The following is a 16,538-nucleotide window of genomic DNA, read 5'->3' on the forward strand; positions in this document are numbered from 1 at the left end:
ACAAAAGCGATCGACCGAACGAACAGCGATGGCCAACGACGTCGCACATCGCGTCACATTGCGCCCAGCCAGCCCGCGCCACCGACGATGCCCAACCTGATCGAAGCGCTCACGTCCGCAGCCTCCGCCGCAAGGGTGGCAGGGTAGCCGCGGGCCACAAAATTTGACAGCCTCTGTCGGATCGGCTGAGGGCTGCCCGTCCTTGGGGCATCGATCAACGAAGAGAGGATATCGAGACATGCCGAGCACCATTCAACTGCACCGCGTCCTGGCGACCAAGCCGGAGAAGGTTTACCGCGCGTTCGTCGAGGCCGATGCACTGGCGAAATGGCTGCCGCCAAACGGTTTTACTTGCACGGTTCACGAGTTCGAGGGCAAGGTCGGCGGCGCCTACAAGATGTCCTTCCGCAACTTCACCACCGGCGACAGCCATTCCTTCGGCGGCGAATTTGTCGAGCTGGTTCCGAGCGAGCGCCTGCGCTACACGGACCGCTTCGACGATCCCAACCTGCCGGGCCAGATAGAGGTGACCGTGATCCTTAAGAAGGTTTCGGTAGGCACCGAGGTCAACATCACCCAGGCCGGCATCCCGGACGCCATCCCCGCCGAGGCCTGCTATCTCGGCTGGCAGGAATCGCTGCGCAACCTGGCCAAGCTCGTCGAGCCCGAGATCAACCAGTAAGGTCGGAGCTATTCCAGGAAAAGTGCGTAGGTTCCGGCGCCTTCGCCGTAACCTTCTGGAATTGCGTCAAGATGAGAGCGGGCGGCGGTCGGTCTTCCGGCCGCCGCCTTACCCAAGGTAAGCAAAATTTCACCAAGTGCTGTTAAAAGCCGCTTCCATGGATCGCAACAAGAACAATGACCTGTTTGTCCTGATGGCGGCGCTCGCCGCCATCGCGATCTACAACATTGCCTGCGGCATCAAGACAGGCGAAGTCCGCGGCAAGTTGCATTGGGTCGCTCTGGCGGACGATCCGACACGTTTTTGGAACATCGTGGTCGGCAATTCGATCGTCCTGGTCGCCTCGATAGTCTTTCTGTGGGTTCTCAATTCCCGCAGGCCCGGATGATCTAGGGGCGGCGTCCTCTTTGCCTCACACCGCTCCTTTCACACTGCTCTTGTGATGCCGCCATCGACGCGGATGTTCTGTCCGGTGATGTAGGCGGCTCCGTCCGAGGCCAGGAACGAGATCGTCGCGGCGATCTCATCCGAAGTGCCGTAGCGCTTCATCGGCACGCTGTCGCGGCGCTCGTTCGTCGCCGGCAAGCTGTCGATCCAGCCCGGCAGCACATTGTTCATGCGGATGTTGTCGGGGGCATAAGTGTCGGCGAAGATCTTGGTGTAGGCGGCAAGCCCGGCGCGCGCCACGGCCGACGTCGGGAACATCGCGCTCGGCTCGAACGTCCACGCGGTCGAGATATTGATGATAACGCCACCCTTCTGCTTCTGCATCACCGGCGTCACCAGCCGGGTCGGGCGCACGGCGTTGAGGAAATACGTGTCGATGCCCTTGTGCCAGTCCTCGTCGCTGATCTCGATGATCTGCGCACGCGGCCCGTGGCCGGCGCTGTTGACCAGCACGTCGATGCGGCCCCAGCGTTCCACCGCGCCATCGGTAAGGCGCTTCAGATCCTCATTCGACTGGTTGGAGCCGGTGACGCCGAAGCCGCCGAGCTCGTTGCCCAGCGCTTCGCCTTTGCCGGAAGAGGACAGCACGCCGACCTTGAATCCGTCCGCCGCCAGGCGCCTGGCCGCCGCTGCGCCCATGCCGCTGCCGCCCGCCGTCACCAAAGCTACTTTGTCTGTCGCCATGTCGCTGTCCATCCCGGGTGTTTGGGTTGAAAGCGACCCTGTTAGCATGCGCAGGGCAGGGGATGAACCGGATTGGATTGCGCCAAGGCGATTGATAATTGGCGAAGGCGGCGGAACTTGCCAATCTCCCCCAAAAGGGGGAAATTGGCAGTTCGAGCACCCTCAAACCTTGAACATGCTCATCAGCGTCTTCGACACTCGCGCGCAGCGGCCGGGCTTCACGTCGCCCGCTTTCAGCGGCACGCCCTTGCCCGCAGCCACTGCCGGCTCGTACCAGCCCCGCAGCGCCTGGTCGGCGGCGCAATAGCCCCAGTTCACCAGGTCGACCGTCTCTTCGCTGCCCAGAAAATGCAGCGAGGTGCCGATATCGGCAGGTGCGGTGGCGGCGGTTTGCACGAAGGCCGGCTCGGCCGTGTCGGGCTTGCTGGCGATCGACCAGAAGACGCCGCGCGTCGCCGCATAGCCGGGCCGGGTCGCGTCATTGGCCAGGCCACGATCGTCGGCGTCCTTGGCCGCCTGGAAGCGCGCCACCAGATCCCGGCGCCTGAGCGAGCGCACCTGGTTGTCGGTGGTGTCGAGCACGCGTTTCAACTGCGAGAACCAGTTCCGATAGCCGGCGCTCGAAGCCTGCCAGGGCGCGCCGGCGTCGCTGACCAGCAGCCAGCGGCAGCGTTTCAGCGCCGGCTCGATGCCGTGATTGTCGTAGACGCCGCCATCGGTGAGCACGGCGCGCGAAGGCGGCACCGGCGGGCCGACGCTCGGGTCGAGCTTGTCATTCTTCCACGCGAAGGGCGTGAGCTCGAGCCGCAGCGGCGACAGGAAAGGCGGGAAGGCCGAGGAGGCGGCAATCGCGAGAGCCACCGGCAGGTCGGCCTGGTAGGCGACGCCGATGCGATAGTCGGCGATGTAGCGCCGCGACAGCCGGAACAGCGAGCCGGTGCCGAGATTGCTGGAGCAGAACACGAACCAGGGTTTTTCCGGCAGGCTCTTCAGCATCGGCCTTGAGCCGTCGAACAAATGTCTCTCGTAGCAGTCGGCGACTTCGCGCGCCGCGCTGGAAAACGGGTTGAGCAGGCCCTTGAAGATCGACGGCACGTCGAGGAAGACTTGCGAGAACTCCAGTATCCTGTCCAGATAGATATCGAAATTGGCGGCGACACCGTTGACGAACGCGAAACGCGGCCAAAGCACCGCCAGCAGCCCGGCGGCTATCGAGCCGCCCGAGACCGAGCTTACCATGTCGAGTTTCTGGAGCAGCCCGGCCTCGTTGAGGCGGCATAGCGCGCCGGCATGAAACAGCATGGCGCGGTAGCCGCCGCCCGACAGGCAGAGGCCGAGATCATAGCGTTCGGGCGCGCTGCCATCCGCGTCCGGTGGTGATCCAGCCGCAATCGGCTCCATCGCGGCCCCCTTGCCTGTCCGTCCGGCGTCCTTAAGCCTGGCTTTGCGCAATCGAGCCCAGCACCGACATTCTTGCAAGTGGGGGGAACGCGTAACTTCACAGATTGGAAATCGGCCCGCGCCGACGGACGGGGAGATTACCCGAAGCGGTTGGTACGCAGCGCACGGACGGCGCGTAGGCTTTCGTCAATCTCCAATGGCGCCAGAGGAGATGCCTCAGCCACTCACAGCTCCTTTTCGGCCAATTCCCTAAACCCGTCCGGCACTGAGCGCGGACCTTCCAGCGCTACCGTGCCGTAGCCGACCGCCTCCTTGCCGAAGCGCTGGCGGATCTTGTCCACCGCCCGGTCGGCGCCGAAGCGCGCGAGGCCTTTGCGGCTGCCGGGCCTCAGCTTCTCGTCCGCCAGCCCGAGCGGCAGTTCGAGCTGCAGCTCGGCATGCTCCTCCAGATGCGAGACAGAGATGGCGAGCAGCGAGATGTCCCTCTCGCCCGGATGGGCGGCAAGCACGCCGCGCACCAGTTCCTCGGCGATCTCCGCCAGCATCGCGGTCGCCTGGATCGGCTGGTCGAGCGTGATCGAGCGGCTCACAGCGCGCAGATCAGCGAAGCGAACCCGCACCGTCACTGTGCGCCCGGGCCGGTCCTTGGCGCGCAACCGGCTGGCCACGCGGTCGGCCAGATGCAGGAGCGTCGGCACGAAGACGCGCGGCACTGCCGGCTTCCTGCCGAGCGCCGATTGCGCGCCGGCAGAATGCGCGCGGCGGTGTGCCTCGAGTTTTCGCGGGTCGCGGTTCCAGGCGAGCGCGGCAAGCTTCTGGCCGGCGGCATGGCCGATCAGCCGCTCCAGCGCCCCGCTATGGGTGCGCGCCAATTGCCCGATCGTCTCGACACCGATCTCGGCCAGCCTGGCCTTGATCGCCGGGCCGACACCCCACATCAGCGTGACAGGCAGGTCGTGCAGGAAGGCGAGCTCGCTGTCGGGCTCGACCACCACCAGCCCGTCGGGCTTGGCTACCTGCGAGGCGATCTTGGCCAGATGCTTCGTCCGCGCCACGCCGATCGAGATCGGCAGACCGAGCTCGGCCTTCACCCGCTCGCGGATTTTTCGCGCGATCTCTTGCGGCGATCCGAACAGATGCGTGCAGCCGGCGACGTCGGCAAAAGCCTCGTCGATCGAGATGCGCTCGACCGCCGGCGTGAAATCGTCGAGCACCTTGATCGCGGCGTCGCCGAGGCGCTGGTATTCAGAAAAATGACCGCCGACGAAGATGAGCTGAGGGCAGAGCTCGCGCGCTTTGCGGCCCGGCATGCCGCCGCGCACGCCAAAGATTTTCGCCTCATAGGAGGCCGCCAGCACCACGCCTCCGCCGACGGCGATCGGCTTGCCACGCAATGACGGATCTAGCAGTTGCTCGACCGAGGCGTAGAAGGCGTCGAGGTCGGCATGCAGGACGGCGGCCGCGGCGGTGTTCGTGGCAGCCATCGCGCGCTCCCATGGCCATTTGTGTGGCATTGCAGCATTAGCTGCGTCTTTTGTAAGGGGAATTAACGGAACATAAAGAGAACAAAAGAAGCTCTCTGTCAAGCCACCACGCTTGGCCGTGCAGGTTTCCACAACTGGGGGCGCAGCCACAGATAGAACGCCGGTTGTGCGCATGACCTTTGCGCGGGACACGCCGCCGCAGCATGAGGAGGGATCGCCTCGCGAGGCGATCCCTCCTTCGCTTCTGAACGTAAATTGCGACTGTCTGCGCTATGCCGGCTTGGCGTATTCTTCGGCGCTCAGCACCTCGATGCATTGGAACGGCTGGTTGCCTTCCACCCAGGCGTCGTGGCCGGGCGGGATGGTGTAGGAAGTGCCCGCCTCGATGGTCTTTTGCGTGCCGTCGGTCATCCGTACGGTGATCGAGCCGGACACGGCATAGCCGACATGCGAGACCTGGCAGCTGTCGGTCTTGACCACCGGCTTCACACATTCGGACCATTTCCAGCCCGGCTGCATGTTCATTCGCCCGAGCGTATAGCCCGGCAGCCGCACGATCTCGACACGCGTCTTGGCGGGCGCGCGGACCTCGTCGGGATTGTTGTGCGATTTGGATTCGAGTTTCGTCACCTTCATTGCAACTTCGGCCATGGTATCCCTCCCATGTGTGAAGCGGCGCCTGACGTTGCGATCGTCGGCGACCGCGAGTGTATTCATAAGTCTTATTATGAGCGATTGCTAATTAATTGAATTGCTAATTAATTGAGGTGACCGCGAGCTCAGCCGAACGCTTGGCGCATTGTCGTGGAAGGCGGATATTCCAGACCCTCGGGCGACGGTCCCGGGCCATCTTCGGACCGAAGTCCCATCGCACGAACGCAGAGGCCCGACACGCCTATTTTCAGGAAACAACGACGGCACCAAAATCATTGGCTAGCAAGCCGCCGGACAAAGTCCCTTCATCGGCGGTTGACCACGGCGTGCCCTCTATTCCTGCGATATGGTGGGCACGCCTTTCCCTGAAACCGCTCCTGGAGTTGCGGGCCGTGCAACCCGGTAAGATGATCGCCAATCTGTTTGCCGCACTGCTTCTGGCCGGCCTGGTCGGCGGCGTCTTCTTCGTCTTCGGCAGGCCGCTCTGGCCCGAGCGCCAGGCCCATATGGTGATCCTTCTCCCGGTCGATACGATTGCGACTGGATCGCTGCGCCGAGCCTGCCTCGAGCCATGCCTGCCGGCCCGCTTCGATCTCAAGCTCGCGCCCGCCAGGCCGCGCGGATGAAGCCGGGCGCGGGAACCAGTCCGCGCCCCGGGCCGTTGACGGAGCGAAGGGATGGCGCTGGCGGAGGCCGCCATGGACAATTTCGAACTCATCGATCTTCTGTGCGTCATCGACGCCTGCGTGAGCGACCGTTCGGCCGGCCGTATCGTGCCGATGTCGAGGGCCGTCGAGGAGTTGCGCGTCCTGACCGGCGATTTCGTCTCGTCGGATGAGGACGCGGCCAACGCCTTGACGCAGGTCGCGCTCAAGCGCGGCTGCGCCGTGCTCTTCGACGAGCGAGCGGGCGCGGATATTGTCGGCTAGGCGCGATCCTGGCGGAGGAGGTTGGCGCTCATTTCGCCAGGGTGATCATCCGGCCCGCATACGCCGTCCGGCCTCCGAGTTCGGCCGTGCAATCCGATTTCACGGCCGAGTTCCCCGTCATCGAGATGGTATCGCCGACCAGCCGCAGGCAACTGCCCTGGGCGTTCATATCCGAATTTCCGGCATAGGTGATGACGGCGTCCGGGGCGTAGATGAAGCCGCTGACCACGGAGCCCGATCCGCCGTTCAGCGTCAGCGCCTGTGTGTTGCCGTGACCCTGGTAGATGGTGATTCCGGCGTAGGCGCCGCTGGTGGGCGGCGACAGGTTCACCTGCTCGTTGGCGTTGATATAGAGTTGTGAGTTCTCCATCAGGAAGATCGTCACGCCCTGGCCGCTCAGGCTGCCGTTGCCGCCCGGCTTTATGGTGACGTTGCGCATGATGTAGGTGCCGGGATTGAGGGTGATCTTTCCCGACAAGGTCTTGTCGCAATAGGTGCCCGGCGAGAGCGTCACCGTTTTGCCATTGGGCACCGGCAGGCAGAGCGTGTAGGCGGGAGGAACGACGTCGGCCAGCGGATCGAACGAAGCATACTGGTTCTCATGCGGCGCGCCGCAGGAAAGCGTGGCGTTTGGCGGCGTCAGCCCTTGCGTGCCGCCGACCGTCGAGACGCAGCCGGCGCTGACGATCGCCGAGCCGCCGCGATTGACGGCGTCGGGCGCGTCTGAATTGGCCGCGATCACGCAGCCGTTCATCGCCACATTGGTCGAGCCCTGCAGGTTGACCGCGCCGTCGGCGTGCTGATTGAGCGCGAGCACGCAGGCTTGCGCGCCGGGTTTGAGCTTGACCGAGGCGGTGCGCGTCGCCTGCCAGGCCGGCATGCCGGCGACGAAGGCCGGCCGGCTGATACTCGACGACAGCGAAATGAAATAGGCACCCGGACCGCCGCTCGCGCTGGCCTGGAAGGCGGCGAGGCTGCCCGATAGTTCCTGCGCGTCGGCTGCGCTCATATTGGCGGCGAAGAAGGTCTGGCCGAGTTGCTGCACGTCGCTCGCCGACATGCCTGGCAGGTATTTCGTGCCGATCGCCAAGCCGGCCGCGTCCAGCGAGTTCTGCAACTGCGCGGCGTCGTCGCTCGTGCCTATCAGGTCGATGGATGCCGCCACGCCAAGCATAAGCGGCACCATGGCGACCGCGGCTGCGATGGCAAAGTTGCCGCGCCTCGATGCCAAAAAACGTCCCAACATGGAGTTCGCCCTCATCGTATGTCCGAGAGTGATATGCGCGCCGTCTCTACGGACGATTTCCAAAATAGATAAAATGCAGAGAGAGCTAAAATGCATGGTTCTACCGACGCTTAGACCTTAAGTCCGAGCCTTTATAGGCCTTAAGTCTTAGTGCGTGCGGCGCAAGGCGGGGGCAGCGGAGCGCTAGGGTCCCACCGGCAAAAATCGAGCGAAATAATTAGGCATTCGTTCATACGGCAATGATGACGTAACGGCTGGGATAGCTTGGGTGCGCTCGGCCATGGCCTTTTCAGGTCGGTTCATCAGAAATCTTTTTTCTCGACGCGGCTCTCGACGCTTTTGCGAAGGCAAGAGCGGCAATGTCGCCACCATTTTCGCGCTCACCCTGCCGGTCGTCGTCGGCGGCGCCGGGCTCGGCGTCGAGACCTCCTACTGGTACTATTCGAGCCTGAAGCTGCAGGCGATCGCCGACGCGGCCGCCTATGCCGGCGCGTTGGAAAAGATCGCCGGATCCAACACGGATGCCATCACCGCCGCCGCCGCGTCATCGGCCGCCTCGAATGGCCTTGGTGCGGGCACCATTGTCGTCAACACCCCGCCGGCGTCGGGACCGAACACGGCCAAGAAGGCGGTCGAGGTCATCCTCAACCAGGATCTTGACCGGATCTTCACGTCCATCTTCACTCAGACAAAAGTACCGGAGCGGGCGAGGGCGGTGGCGCTGATCACCGACGCCTCCAAAGCTTGCATCGAAGCGCTCAATCCGTCGGCCTCCCAGGCAGCACTTTTCTCCGGCAGCACCAGCGTCAAACTGGCCGGCTGCGTCATCATGGCGAATTCGATCGCCAACGACGCCATCAAGGTGCAGGGATCGGCGGGTCTTCAGGCCGATTGCTTGATCACGGGGGGAGGCGTCGTACTGAGCAATCCGGTGCCGATGGTCTGCAAGGCCCCGATCACCCAGGCGCTGCCGGCGGCCGATCCGTTCGCCAGCTTGCCGGCTCCCGCGACCACGACCCCATGCCAGAAGATCAACGGCAACAAGACGACGCAAACGATCCAGCCCGGGACCTACTGCAGCGGCATGAGCCTCAACGGCAACATCACGCTTTCCCCCGGTGTCTACGTCGTCCAGGGCGACTTGAAGATCAATGCGGGTGCCGTCATCCAAGGCAGCGACGTTACGATCTTCATGGCCGGCAGCAACACTGTCAGCATGAACGGCAACGCCACCGTGACGCTGGCCGCCCCGACTACGGGCACCTATTCCGGCGTGCTGTTCTATGGCGACCGGACGGGGACCGCCGCGCAGAGCACCTTCAACGGCACCGCGACTTCGCTTTTGACCGGCGCGATCTACTTCCCCAGGCAACAGGTCAACTATCTTGGCAATTTCTCGGGCGTGAATGGCTGCACCCAGGTCGTTGCCGATACCATCCAGTGGTCGGGCAACTCGACCATCAACCAGGACTGCTCGAGCCTCGGGATGAAGGACATCCCGGCCGCTCAGGCGGTTGCGGTGGTAGAGTGAAATCCGCTGCCCGTCGACTGATGCCGGCCATTCGCGATGAATCGGGCATCGCCGCGGTGGAACTCGCGTTTGTCTTGCCTGTCTTGTGCGCGGCCTTGCTCGGAATCATGGACGGCTGGTCCTATGTCGCGGGTTCGCTGTCGATGCGCGCCGGTGTGAAAACGGCGGCCAACCTCGTGATGGCTGGCTCCGCTGACGACAGCGCGACCCAGACTGTCGCGCTGGCGAGCTGGGAGAACAAGCCTTCCGACGCGCAGGTTACGATTAGTCGCATCTATAAGTGTGGGACCACCGTGGTCGATGCGTCGACCTTATGCAGTGGACCGAAAGCGCCGTCCGTCTACGTCCAGATTCAGGCATCCGGCACCTGGATCCCGCCCTTCACCTTTGGTCCATACCCAGACAATACCGCGATCGGCCATGTGCAGGTGGTCCGTGTGCGCTAAACAAAGGCTCCGGCTTTCGGCATTTGCGGCTAATGAGGCGGGCGGCGCCGGTCTCGAATTCGCCCTGGTCGCGCCTTTTCTCATCATGCTCCTGTTCGGCATCTTCGCCTTCGGCTGGTCGATGAACAGCGTATCCAGCGTGCGCTACGCGCTCGAAGCCTCGGCGCGCTCCCTGCAGCTCAACAACACGCTGACGCAGGCCGACATCCAGGCCATCGCCACACAGAAGCTTCAGGCGCTTGGCCTGCGGAATGTGAACGTCACCATCACCACCGATCCGGCGAGCGGCGGGTTCCGCATGGCACACGTCAACGCCAGCTATGCCTTTGTCATCAGCTTTCCCTATTTCAGCAATTACCCGATCAGCTACACTACCTCGGTAGCCGTGCCCCTGGTCAGCAGCTAGAGGGACGAACGGATGTACCTTAGGATTCTCTAAAAAGCTGCAAGGCTGGCGCCAGCTAGGAATGCTAGGGATTTGCTGCATCCACTATCAGGAGCGCAGCCATGACCTCGCTTGTTGGAAGCCAGCACGGCCCAGGCGCCGTGCATCAAGCGAGCAGACCCCAGGCGTCGGAAACTTTCCCGGGCAAGCGCGCCGAAAGCGTCGGCCACCTCGCGAAAGCCTCGGTTTTCGAGACGGACATCGGCGAGCCGAATGCCCAAGGAAAATCCGCGTCCCGGATCGCCCGAATGGACCTGACCGTGCTTTCCCCGACCGGTTCGGGCGAAGGTCAGGAGCCGGAGACGGCAACCGGCACGCCGACCGAGACTGATGGCACGGAAGATCCAAATCCTTCCGCTTGATGGCCGGCAAAAAGCCAGGCCCGCTTGTGCCTGGTGGCTAGCAGCCTTCCGTTGTGGTTTTCATCTGGCCGGGAGCGTTGGATTTGGCGCTCGTATCCTGTTGGCCAGGGGCCGCCTGCTTGGCACTGCCGGTCTGTTGCCCAGGCGCGCAGTCCTTCGCTGAATTCGAATTGGTCGAGTTCGTCGTGGTCGTGTCTGTGCCCTGGCTGCTGGGCATCGTCGTTGTGGTGGATGACGATGTCGATGAGCTGCCCGATGTCGTGCCCGACTGCGCCGTCGCCAGACCACCGGACAAAGCAACAAAGGCGGCAACGAGAAGAATTCGTTTCATGGTGACTGTCCTTTTAGGCAACGTCCCTTCGCTTGTTTAACCCCGACCTTTCGGCAGGGTTCCAAAGGCGCAGTTGATCCGATTGCAGGGGATTGTCGCGGCGGCAATTGCCTCTTGGGACCATGGTCTGGCGAGACAAGGGCCTTCTTTGTTCCAAACGGCCCACAGATGCTAAGCCCTTTGTATTTACGTTAAATTTCAACGGGTTAACCTGGTGTTTTGGGAAAATTGCGGAGAGGCCGCGGCTATGCTCTCATTTCGCGACCGCAGTTGCTTAAAGTTTATCCGACGCCATTAGGAAATTCTCATAAGAGGCTGCCTAGCGGTTGGGCCATAGTGACGATTCATCTGCGGAGAAGCACAATGACATTGCGAAAGACACTTCTGGCATCCCTGGCCATTCTCGCGCTTGCGACCGCCCCCGCGCTTGCCGGCGCCGGCGGTAACGGCGGCGGCCACGGCAATGGCGGCAGCCATGGCGGCGGCAACGGAAACGGCGGCGGCAACGGTAACGGTGGCGGTCATGGAAATGGCGGGGGCAGCGGCAAGAGCGGCGCCTCGCACGGCAACTCGGCCTCGGCTCCGGGCCACAACAAGAGCGCCGATGCCAGCGCGTCGGATGACAACTCGACCGATGACGCGACGACTGACGATACGACCACGTCTGCCACGCCCAAGGACAAGAACATTCACGCCAAGCTCGGCCGGCTGAACTCGCTGCAGCGCAACATCAACGCTTATATGAATTCCAAGAGCAAGAAGTTCGCCGGCGTCCAGGCTTACGTGACGCAGGCCGCGGCAGCCAAGAACGCCCAGGCCAACCTCGACGCGGCAAACGCCCAACTGGCCGCCGACCAGAGCAAGCTGGCCGACCTCACTCAGCAACTCGCCGACCTCAACGCGACCGACACAACCGGCTTCACGCCCGAACAGCAGGCGGCTCTCGATGCGCAGATCGCCGACGTTCAGGGACAGATTGACGCCCAGAACGCCGCGATCAGCACCACTGATGCCCAGGCGATCGCCGATGCGCAGGCCGCGGTTGACAACGCGCCGCCTCCCACCGATGCGTCGCTGGACGCTGCCCTTGCCGACATGGCCAACAAGCCAGTCGACGCCGACGTCACCGCCTGGGCCAAGGATACTTTGGCGGGCAAGATCGACGCGCAAGCCGCGGCCACGGCGACAACCACAACAACCCCATAAGGCCGGACGAACCGACCGGAGGGCGAGCGAAAGCCGCCGGGCCTCGCCCGGCGGTTTTTTGTTGACAGGGCGACGGGCGCGCCGTCTCCGGCAGAAAAATGGCTCGCCTCAGTCGAGACGAGCCAAAGCGGGAGCCCTATTGCCGGGTGCTGATCCCGCACCAGGTCGCCACCTGTTTTCCGGGTGGCGGGCGGTCGAAACCGAGACGCCGGCTTGCGGACGCTCTACTGCGCGCCGCGGGATAATATATCGTGCTACGACATGTTTATCGCCGGCACGGCGGGTAGGCAATCCCTTTGATCTCGCACCGGCCAGGAACGGACTGCATCACACAAGAGCAAGCTCCAGCGGTGCCTTCATTCGCGACTGCCTTTGCCGTCGCAAGCCGTGCCAATTGCGGCAGTGCGCCAGACCTCAGTCGCCTTGTATTCGATGGCGCACAGCGCCTAAGTCACCGATGCTGTTCTGCCCTCCAAGGCGCATGGCATGCTCCGCGGCCCCAGTGAACCGCCCAGATACGGGAGGTGGGGAGAGGACGGTCGATTCCTGCGGGATGTAGCTGTTCCTTCGTTGTGCCCGCCGCTGGTTCAGGCCAGCAGGCGGACCTTTGACGATCAGGGCGACGCAAACCGGGCTCATTCGGCGTGATCGAGCAGGCGGGTGGCGTCAGGGCGATTCCGGCCCTGCTTGACCCCGGCGTGATCTATGCCTTCCACGGTAATCGCGAACGTGCCGTTCTCCGTCCTGCCGATGAAGCCCTTCGACTTGAGGTACCACAGGTGGAACTCCAGGTGCTCGCGGGGGCAACCGGACAGGCGCTCGAGTTCGTCGTCGCCGATGCCCGGATTGTTGACGTCCCGCCGGCGCCTCACATAGAGAAGCGACAGCAGATTGGCCTGGATGACGGAATCCCGCTCCATGCCGCCGCCGTCGCGCGCTCCCTCGGTGAGTTCATGACGAAGACCCAGATGCTCGCGGTAAAGGATATCGTATTGAGCCCGCTTGACGGGGTCGCGGAGTGTATTGTTGGCTTCAACGATCTCGCTGAAGCGCGATTCATTGCCGGTTTCCCGATTGTCGGGGTGATAGCGCATGGCAAAGTAGCGGAAGATCCGCTCGATGGTCTCGGAATTGGCGTTCGGGCTTATTTCCAGAACTTCGTAGTAGTCGATGAACATGTAATCGCGCTTCCGAAATTACGGAAACCATTCCCCCAGGCCCAAGCATTGCCCAAATGCTGCGCGCTTGCAAGGTGCCGGTCCCAGTCTCGAACCACCAAGGCTGGCGCGAATGTTCGCCATACGAAAATGTAAGATTGTGGCCACAATTGCGGGAGCTTTCGAGCCAAATTCGGCCATCGTCCTCGCGACTATTCAACAACGTTAAGGCGGGGGACGCCTTGTATTCAGGAACGGTCGCGATGGAAACCAGACGTGGATATTCAATTTTTCAGATCGCGCTGCATTGGCTGATTGCAGCGCTGGTTTTATTTCAGCTCTTCTTCGGTGAGAGCATGACGGTCGTCGTGGACGCCGCCGAAGGCGGCCAGCCGGTATCGGCCACCGACCAGGCGCTGGGCTCAGCTCATTACTGGGTCGGCCTGTCCGTTCTTGCGCTTGTGCTTGTTCGACTGGTCCTCAGGCTGGTATCCGGCGCGCCGGCCCCCGCCGGTCATGGATCGAGATGGATGCGGGTCGCCGCGCATGTATCGCACGGCCTGTTCTATGTGCTGTTGCTGGCGACGCCGGCAATCGGGCTTCTGGCGTTCTATCTGGGCGACCCTTGGGGTGACATTCATTCGCTTGCCAAGCCGGCATTCATCGTGATGATCGCTGTCCACGTCGTGGCGGCGCTCTACCATCAGTTCTGGCTGAGGGACGGGACGCTGAAGCGCATGCTTTCGCCCGCCGGCTGATTGGGGAGATATGCGGGCCGGCGGCGTCTTCTGTGCGATGGCCGATCGGCAAAGGCTAGCGGCCGCGTGTCGGAAAAACCTTTGCCCCGTTGCGGTGGAATAAATTCCGGGCTTTGTTACGCTAGCTCTGCTTGGAATTCAGGTGGCAACCTGGATGGAGCCGACCTCAAGCCCGGCTCCCTCTTCGGCTCGCTTCGAAAGAGGCGAGCCATTTTTTTGCAAAACCGCCGCCAAACCTCGCGGCTTTCGCCCGAAGGCCGCACCGACTTAGGTGCGTCATGGCTAATATCGCTCGCACGATGTAGACTGCGCAGAGTCGGGTTTACAGAGGCATTGGGAGGACAACAAATGCCACGGGTATCGGAACTCTTCTTCAAGACGGCCATCGTCTTTCTCGTCCTGGGCGTCGCCGCCGGACTACAGATGGCGATTTCGGGCGATCACGGTGCCTTTCCGGCGCATGCTCACATCAACCTTCTTGGCTGGGTCACCAGCGCCATTTTCGGCGGCTACTATGCGCTCAACCCGGCCAAGGCCGAGCGCCGCATCGCCATGATCCATTACGGCCTCTATACGGTCGGCATCGTGATCATGCTGCCGGCGCTCTACTGGATGCTGGCGGGAGGCCACCCGGAGATCGAGCCGGTCGTGGCAATCGGCTCGCTGATCGTGGCCGCCGCGGTGCTGGTCTTCGGCTTCGTCGTCTTCTCGTCGACGGAAACGGTGCGCTCGGCCTCACCGGCCACCGCGCGCTAGCTGAGCGAACCGAGCAGGGATTTCAGGCGCGCCGGCTACAGCCTCCGATCAAGGAGAGCTGCAGCCGGCGTTTGGTTGCGCCGCATCGATTTTGTTGATGGCAGCCCATCGCCGATGCAAAGCTAGTGGCGGTCTATCGGCTCCGATGCAACGGATGGCGCCTCGGGCCCTGGCGCCGAGGTGTAGCATGGCCTTTGCGTTCGAATTGAAGAGGCAACGTGCCGGGCTATCGCGGCGTGGATGCCTGTCGACAAGCAATAGATGATCGGTCCGCGGCCGGAACTGACGCAAAGCGATCAGGGAAGCAGTTTCGGGAACAGCCGCAAGATGAGGGCGTGGATGATGCCATCGCGCTCGAACGGTCCGGGCATCTTGGCGGGTGCCGCGCTTACGTCCGCTTTGCCTTCGTCGGTTACGCGGATCTCACTGTGCACGAGCCAGAGCACGGCCACGAAATAGCCGGCCTGCAGAGCCACGGCCGCCAGGAATGTCCAACCGATCGCCATCCAGACAGATCCCGTGGACATGAAGGTCCAGCCGAGGATCACTAGAAGCGTGCCAACCATTCCCACAAGAAACTGCGGAAAATACATTTGCCCAACCGAGCGCCGCGACCATATTCGGCCATCAGCGATCTCGCCCATATCTCTACCCATTTTGACCCATGCACCTTTTCCGGGTGGACCGCAAGCTTGAACGGTTTGCCGGCGGCCCCATTGCCCTTTCGTCCGGCCCCGACAGGGACCACGGACGCAGGACTTCCGCTGTGACAACTGGCAATTGCGCCGGATCGTTCCCGAGCCGGCGACATTCAAGTCATGCCTAATGGACCGCAGCGCATGCGGGCGACTGCCTGCCGGGTTTAAGATGCCTCTCCACGCAGAAAGGCCCGCCGCCTGGGCGGGCCCTTATCCGCTATGCTGACCGGATCAGCTCAGGATCACTACGATCTTGTAGGTGTCCGGGTCGACGATGACGATGCGTCCATCGGCCAAGACGAAATACTCATAGTTTTCATAAGCCGGAACGATCTTGACGATCCGGGCCGGCAGACGGTGCAGACGCACCTTGTGGCGCGGCACCTCGACGCCGACGGAGATGTCGAAGCTGACGTCGCGAACCGGTTCGACATGGCTCTCATGAATGACCTGCGTGATCTGCGTCCTCTGTTCCACTGTCACGTTATTGATCGACGCCGTCTTGTTCTGGTCGGTCTCGACGTTGGTGTTGCCCTGGGCGTTCTGCTGGGTGGTCGTGCCGGTCTTGCCCTGAGCGTTCTGCTCAGTCTGCATCTTGGTGGTGCCCTGAGCGTTCTGCTCGGTGGTGGTACCAGTCTTACCCTGAGCCTGCTGATCGGTCTGGGTCTTCGTCTTGTCCTGGGCATTCTGCTGGGTGGTGGTACCGGTCTTGCCTTGGGCGTTCTGCCCAGTCTGCATCTTGGTGGTGCCCTGGGCGTTCTGCTCGGTGCTGGTGCCAGTCTTGCCCTGCGCCTGCTGCTTCTTCTTCTTCAGCTGTGTGTTGTCCTGGGCGTTCTGGTCAGTGTTGGCGCCTGACTGACCCTGAGCCTGCTCTTCGGTCTTCATCTTGGTCTTGCCTTGAGCCTGCTCTTCGGTGTTTGCGCCGGCCTTGCCCTGGGCGTTCTGCTGGGTTTGCGACTTCATCTCACCCTGGGCCTGGCCGCCCGCTTTGCCGCCCTTTTGGCAATCGGCCGTCCCGGCCGTGCAATTGTTGTCGCCGCCGCTCGGCTGCGCGGACTCGGTCTGCGCCATCGCGGCGCCGCAACCGACGCCGAGCGCGATCATGCTTGTGATCAGCAGATGTTTCATTGGATTGTCTCCTCGGAAAGTCGGTCCCTTCGGATGGGTAACCCAGCCCGAAACGCATTGTTCCGAAATTGTTGCCACGGTCGGAGGCGATGGTCGCGGAACACGGCGGCAGTTGTTTTTGCAGGCGCCGGTCCAGTTTTGCAGGAACAAGGGTAGGCGAACGGCGTTACGGCAATGCCGACCCGCTGTGGAA

Annotated in this window: 20 protein-coding genes; 12 read left to right on the forward strand and 8 right to left on the reverse strand. The window is 62.8% G+C overall.

Annotated elements, in window-relative coordinates:
- Positions 1–238 precede the first annotated feature (238 nt).
- Together LB525_RS25005 and LB525_RS25010 are read left to right on the forward strand one after the other, a co-directional pair.
- A complete protein-coding gene (locus tag LB525_RS25005) occupies positions 239–682 on the forward strand; it encodes an SRPBCC family protein (RefSeq protein WP_095768273.1) in 444 nt (147 codons plus the stop codon).
- A gap of 157 nt (positions 683–839) precedes the next feature.
- Positions 840–1,070, forward strand: a complete 231-nt coding sequence (locus tag LB525_RS25010; RefSeq protein ID WP_095768274.1) for a hypothetical protein — start codon at positions 840–842, stop codon at positions 1,068–1,070.
- Between the two features lie 38 nt (positions 1,071–1,108).
- Here the strand turns inward: LB525_RS25010 and LB525_RS25015 are convergent, their stop codons facing one another.
- The 4 genes from LB525_RS25015 to LB525_RS25030 form a co-directional block, all read right to left on the reverse strand.
- Positions 1,109–1,813 (reverse strand): SDR family oxidoreductase, encoded by a 705-nt coding sequence (locus tag LB525_RS25015; RefSeq protein WP_224548480.1) that lies wholly within the window; start codon positions 1,811–1,813, stop codon positions 1,109–1,111.
- A 162-nt stretch (positions 1,814–1,975) separates the two neighbouring features.
- Positions 1,976–3,214 (reverse strand): patatin-like phospholipase family protein, encoded by a 1,239-nt coding sequence (locus tag LB525_RS25020; protein WP_224548482.1) that lies wholly within the window; start codon positions 3,212–3,214, stop codon positions 1,976–1,978.
- A 224-nt stretch (positions 3,215–3,438) separates the two neighbouring features.
- The gene (gene dinB / locus LB525_RS25025) at positions 3,439–4,698 is read right to left on the reverse strand and encodes a DNA polymerase IV (RefSeq protein ID WP_224548492.1); all 1,260 of its coding nucleotides are present in this window, start codon (positions 4,696–4,698) and stop codon (positions 3,439–3,441) included.
- Between the two features lie 270 nt (positions 4,699–4,968).
- Positions 4,969–5,349, reverse strand: coding sequence for a cupin domain-containing protein (locus LB525_RS25030; RefSeq protein ID WP_140845412.1), 381 nt, complete (start codon positions 5,347–5,349; stop codon positions 4,969–4,971).
- 395 nt (positions 5,350–5,744) lie between these two features.
- On the opposite strand from LB525_RS25030, the gene LB525_RS25035 reads away from it, so the two are divergent.
- Positions 5,745–5,978: a polymerase gene (locus LB525_RS25035; protein ID WP_095768474.1), complete on the forward strand. Its 234-nt coding sequence runs from the start codon at positions 5,745–5,747 to the stop codon at positions 5,976–5,978.
- A gap of 72 nt (positions 5,979–6,050) precedes the next feature.
- Positions 6,051–6,281, forward strand: coding sequence for a hypothetical protein (locus tag LB525_RS25040; protein WP_140845461.1), 231 nt, complete (start codon positions 6,051–6,053; stop codon positions 6,279–6,281).
- Between the two features lie 28 nt (positions 6,282–6,309).
- Here the strand turns inward: LB525_RS25040 and LB525_RS25045 are convergent, their stop codons facing one another.
- Positions 6,310–7,527, reverse strand: coding sequence for a TadE/TadG family type IV pilus assembly protein (locus tag LB525_RS25045; RefSeq protein WP_224548495.1), 1,218 nt, complete (start codon positions 7,525–7,527; stop codon positions 6,310–6,312).
- Between the two features lie 280 nt (positions 7,528–7,807).
- Here LB525_RS25045 and LB525_RS25050 point away from each other — a divergent pair, with 280 nt between their 5' ends.
- From LB525_RS25050 to LB525_RS25075, 6 genes are all read left to right on the forward strand, one after another.
- Positions 7,808–9,058 (forward strand): pilus assembly protein TadG-related protein, encoded by a 1,251-nt coding sequence (locus LB525_RS25050; protein ID WP_224548498.1) that lies wholly within the window; start codon positions 7,808–7,810, stop codon positions 9,056–9,058.
- Complete coding sequence (locus LB525_RS25055) at positions 9,055–9,504, forward strand: TadE/TadG family type IV pilus assembly protein (protein WP_224548500.1); 450 nt, start codon at positions 9,055–9,057, stop codon at positions 9,502–9,504. The genes LB525_RS25050 and LB525_RS25055 overlap by 4 nt, the downstream gene beginning before the upstream one ends.
- Entirely contained in the window at positions 9,494–9,910 is a 417-nt protein-coding gene (locus tag LB525_RS25060; RefSeq protein WP_224529651.1) for a TadE/TadG family type IV pilus assembly protein, read from the forward strand. The genes LB525_RS25055 and LB525_RS25060 overlap by 11 nt, the downstream gene beginning before the upstream one ends.
- 101 nt (positions 9,911–10,011) lie before the next feature.
- Positions 10,012–10,311 carry a hypothetical protein gene (locus LB525_RS25065; protein ID WP_224548513.1) on the forward strand — a complete coding sequence of 100 codons (300 nt, stop codon included), beginning with the start codon at positions 10,012–10,014 and terminating at the stop codon, positions 10,309–10,311.
- Between the two features lie 119 nt (positions 10,312–10,430).
- The gene (locus tag LB525_RS25070) at positions 10,431–10,682 is read left to right on the forward strand and encodes a hypothetical protein (RefSeq protein WP_224548515.1); all 252 of its coding nucleotides are present in this window, start codon (positions 10,431–10,433) and stop codon (positions 10,680–10,682) included.
- A gap of 323 nt (positions 10,683–11,005) precedes the next feature.
- Positions 11,006–11,848: a hypothetical protein gene (locus tag LB525_RS25075; protein ID WP_224548517.1), complete on the forward strand. Its 843-nt coding sequence runs from the start codon at positions 11,006–11,008 to the stop codon at positions 11,846–11,848.
- Positions 11,849–12,483: 635 nt separating this feature from the next.
- On the opposite strand, the gene LB525_RS25080 is transcribed toward LB525_RS25075, so the two are convergent.
- Positions 12,484–13,026, reverse strand: a complete 543-nt coding sequence (locus LB525_RS25080; RefSeq protein ID WP_224529647.1) for a J domain-containing protein — start codon at positions 13,024–13,026, stop codon at positions 12,484–12,486.
- 242 nt (positions 13,027–13,268) lie between these two features.
- Between LB525_RS25080 and LB525_RS25085 the strand changes: the two genes are divergently transcribed.
- Together LB525_RS25085 and LB525_RS25090 are read left to right on the forward strand one after the other, a co-directional pair.
- Complete coding sequence (locus LB525_RS25085; RefSeq protein ID WP_224548519.1) at positions 13,269–13,763, forward strand: cytochrome b; 495 nt, start codon at positions 13,269–13,271, stop codon at positions 13,761–13,763.
- A gap of 348 nt (positions 13,764–14,111) precedes the next feature.
- A complete protein-coding gene (locus LB525_RS25090) occupies positions 14,112–14,519 on the forward strand; it encodes a hypothetical protein (protein WP_140845421.1) in 408 nt (135 codons plus the stop codon).
- A 296-nt stretch (positions 14,520–14,815) separates the two neighbouring features.
- Here the strand turns inward: LB525_RS25090 and LB525_RS25095 are convergent, their stop codons facing one another.
- The gene (locus LB525_RS25095) at positions 14,816–15,163 is read right to left on the reverse strand and encodes an exopolysaccharide production repressor protein (RefSeq protein ID WP_224548521.1); all 348 of its coding nucleotides are present in this window, start codon (positions 15,161–15,163) and stop codon (positions 14,816–14,818) included.
- Between the two features lie 285 nt (positions 15,164–15,448).
- Complete coding sequence (locus LB525_RS25100) at positions 15,449–16,345, reverse strand: DUF1236 domain-containing protein (RefSeq protein WP_224548523.1); 897 nt, start codon at positions 16,343–16,345, stop codon at positions 15,449–15,451.
- Between the last annotated feature and the right edge of the window lie 193 nt (positions 16,346–16,538).

Source organism: Mesorhizobium sp. CA16 (assembly GCF_020165175.1).
Taxonomy (GTDB): Bacteria; Pseudomonadota; Alphaproteobacteria; order Rhizobiales; family Rhizobiaceae; genus Mesorhizobium.

Coding starts and splice junctions, on each gene's coding strand:
- LB525_RS25005 (WP_095768273.1), top strand. CDS start 239: ATGCCGAGCACCATTCAACTGCACCGCGTCCTGGCGACCAAGCCGGAG.
- LB525_RS25010 (WP_095768274.1), top strand. CDS start 840: ATGGATCGCAACAAGAACAATGACCTGTTTGTCCTGATGGCGGCGCTC.
- LB525_RS25015 (WP_224548480.1), bottom strand. CDS start 1,813: ATGGCGACAGACAAAGTAGCTTTGGTGACGGCGGGCGGCAGCGGCATG.
- LB525_RS25020 (WP_224548482.1), bottom strand. CDS start 3,214: ATGGAGCCGATTGCGGCTGGATCACCACCGGACGCGGATGGCAGCGCG.
- dinB (WP_224548492.1), bottom strand. CDS start 4,698: ATGGCTGCCACGAACACCGCCGCGGCCGCCGTCCTGCATGCCGACCTC.
- LB525_RS25030 (WP_140845412.1), bottom strand. CDS start 5,349: ATGGCCGAAGTTGCAATGAAGGTGACGAAACTCGAATCCAAATCGCAC.
- LB525_RS25040 (WP_140845461.1), top strand. CDS start 6,051: ATGGACAATTTCGAACTCATCGATCTTCTGTGCGTCATCGACGCCTGC.
- LB525_RS25045 (WP_224548495.1), bottom strand. CDS start 7,527: ATGTTGGGACGTTTTTTGGCATCGAGGCGCGGCAACTTTGCCATCGCA.
- LB525_RS25050 (WP_224548498.1), top strand. CDS start 7,808: ATGGCCTTTTCAGGTCGGTTCATCAGAAATCTTTTTTCTCGACGCGGC.
- LB525_RS25065 (WP_224548513.1), top strand. CDS start 10,012: ATGACCTCGCTTGTTGGAAGCCAGCACGGCCCAGGCGCCGTGCATCAA.
- LB525_RS25075 (WP_224548517.1), top strand. CDS start 11,006: ATGACATTGCGAAAGACACTTCTGGCATCCCTGGCCATTCTCGCGCTT.
- LB525_RS25080 (WP_224529647.1), bottom strand. CDS start 13,026: ATGTTCATCGACTACTACGAAGTTCTGGAAATAAGCCCGAACGCCAAT.
- LB525_RS25085 (WP_224548519.1), top strand. CDS start 13,269: ATGGAAACCAGACGTGGATATTCAATTTTTCAGATCGCGCTGCATTGG.
- LB525_RS25090 (WP_140845421.1), top strand. CDS start 14,112: ATGCCACGGGTATCGGAACTCTTCTTCAAGACGGCCATCGTCTTTCTC.
- LB525_RS25095 (WP_224548521.1), bottom strand. CDS start 15,163: ATGGGCGAGATCGCTGATGGCCGAATATGGTCGCGGCGCTCGGTTGGG.
- LB525_RS25100 (WP_224548523.1), bottom strand. CDS start 16,345: ATGAAACATCTGCTGATCACAAGCATGATCGCGCTCGGCGTCGGTTGC.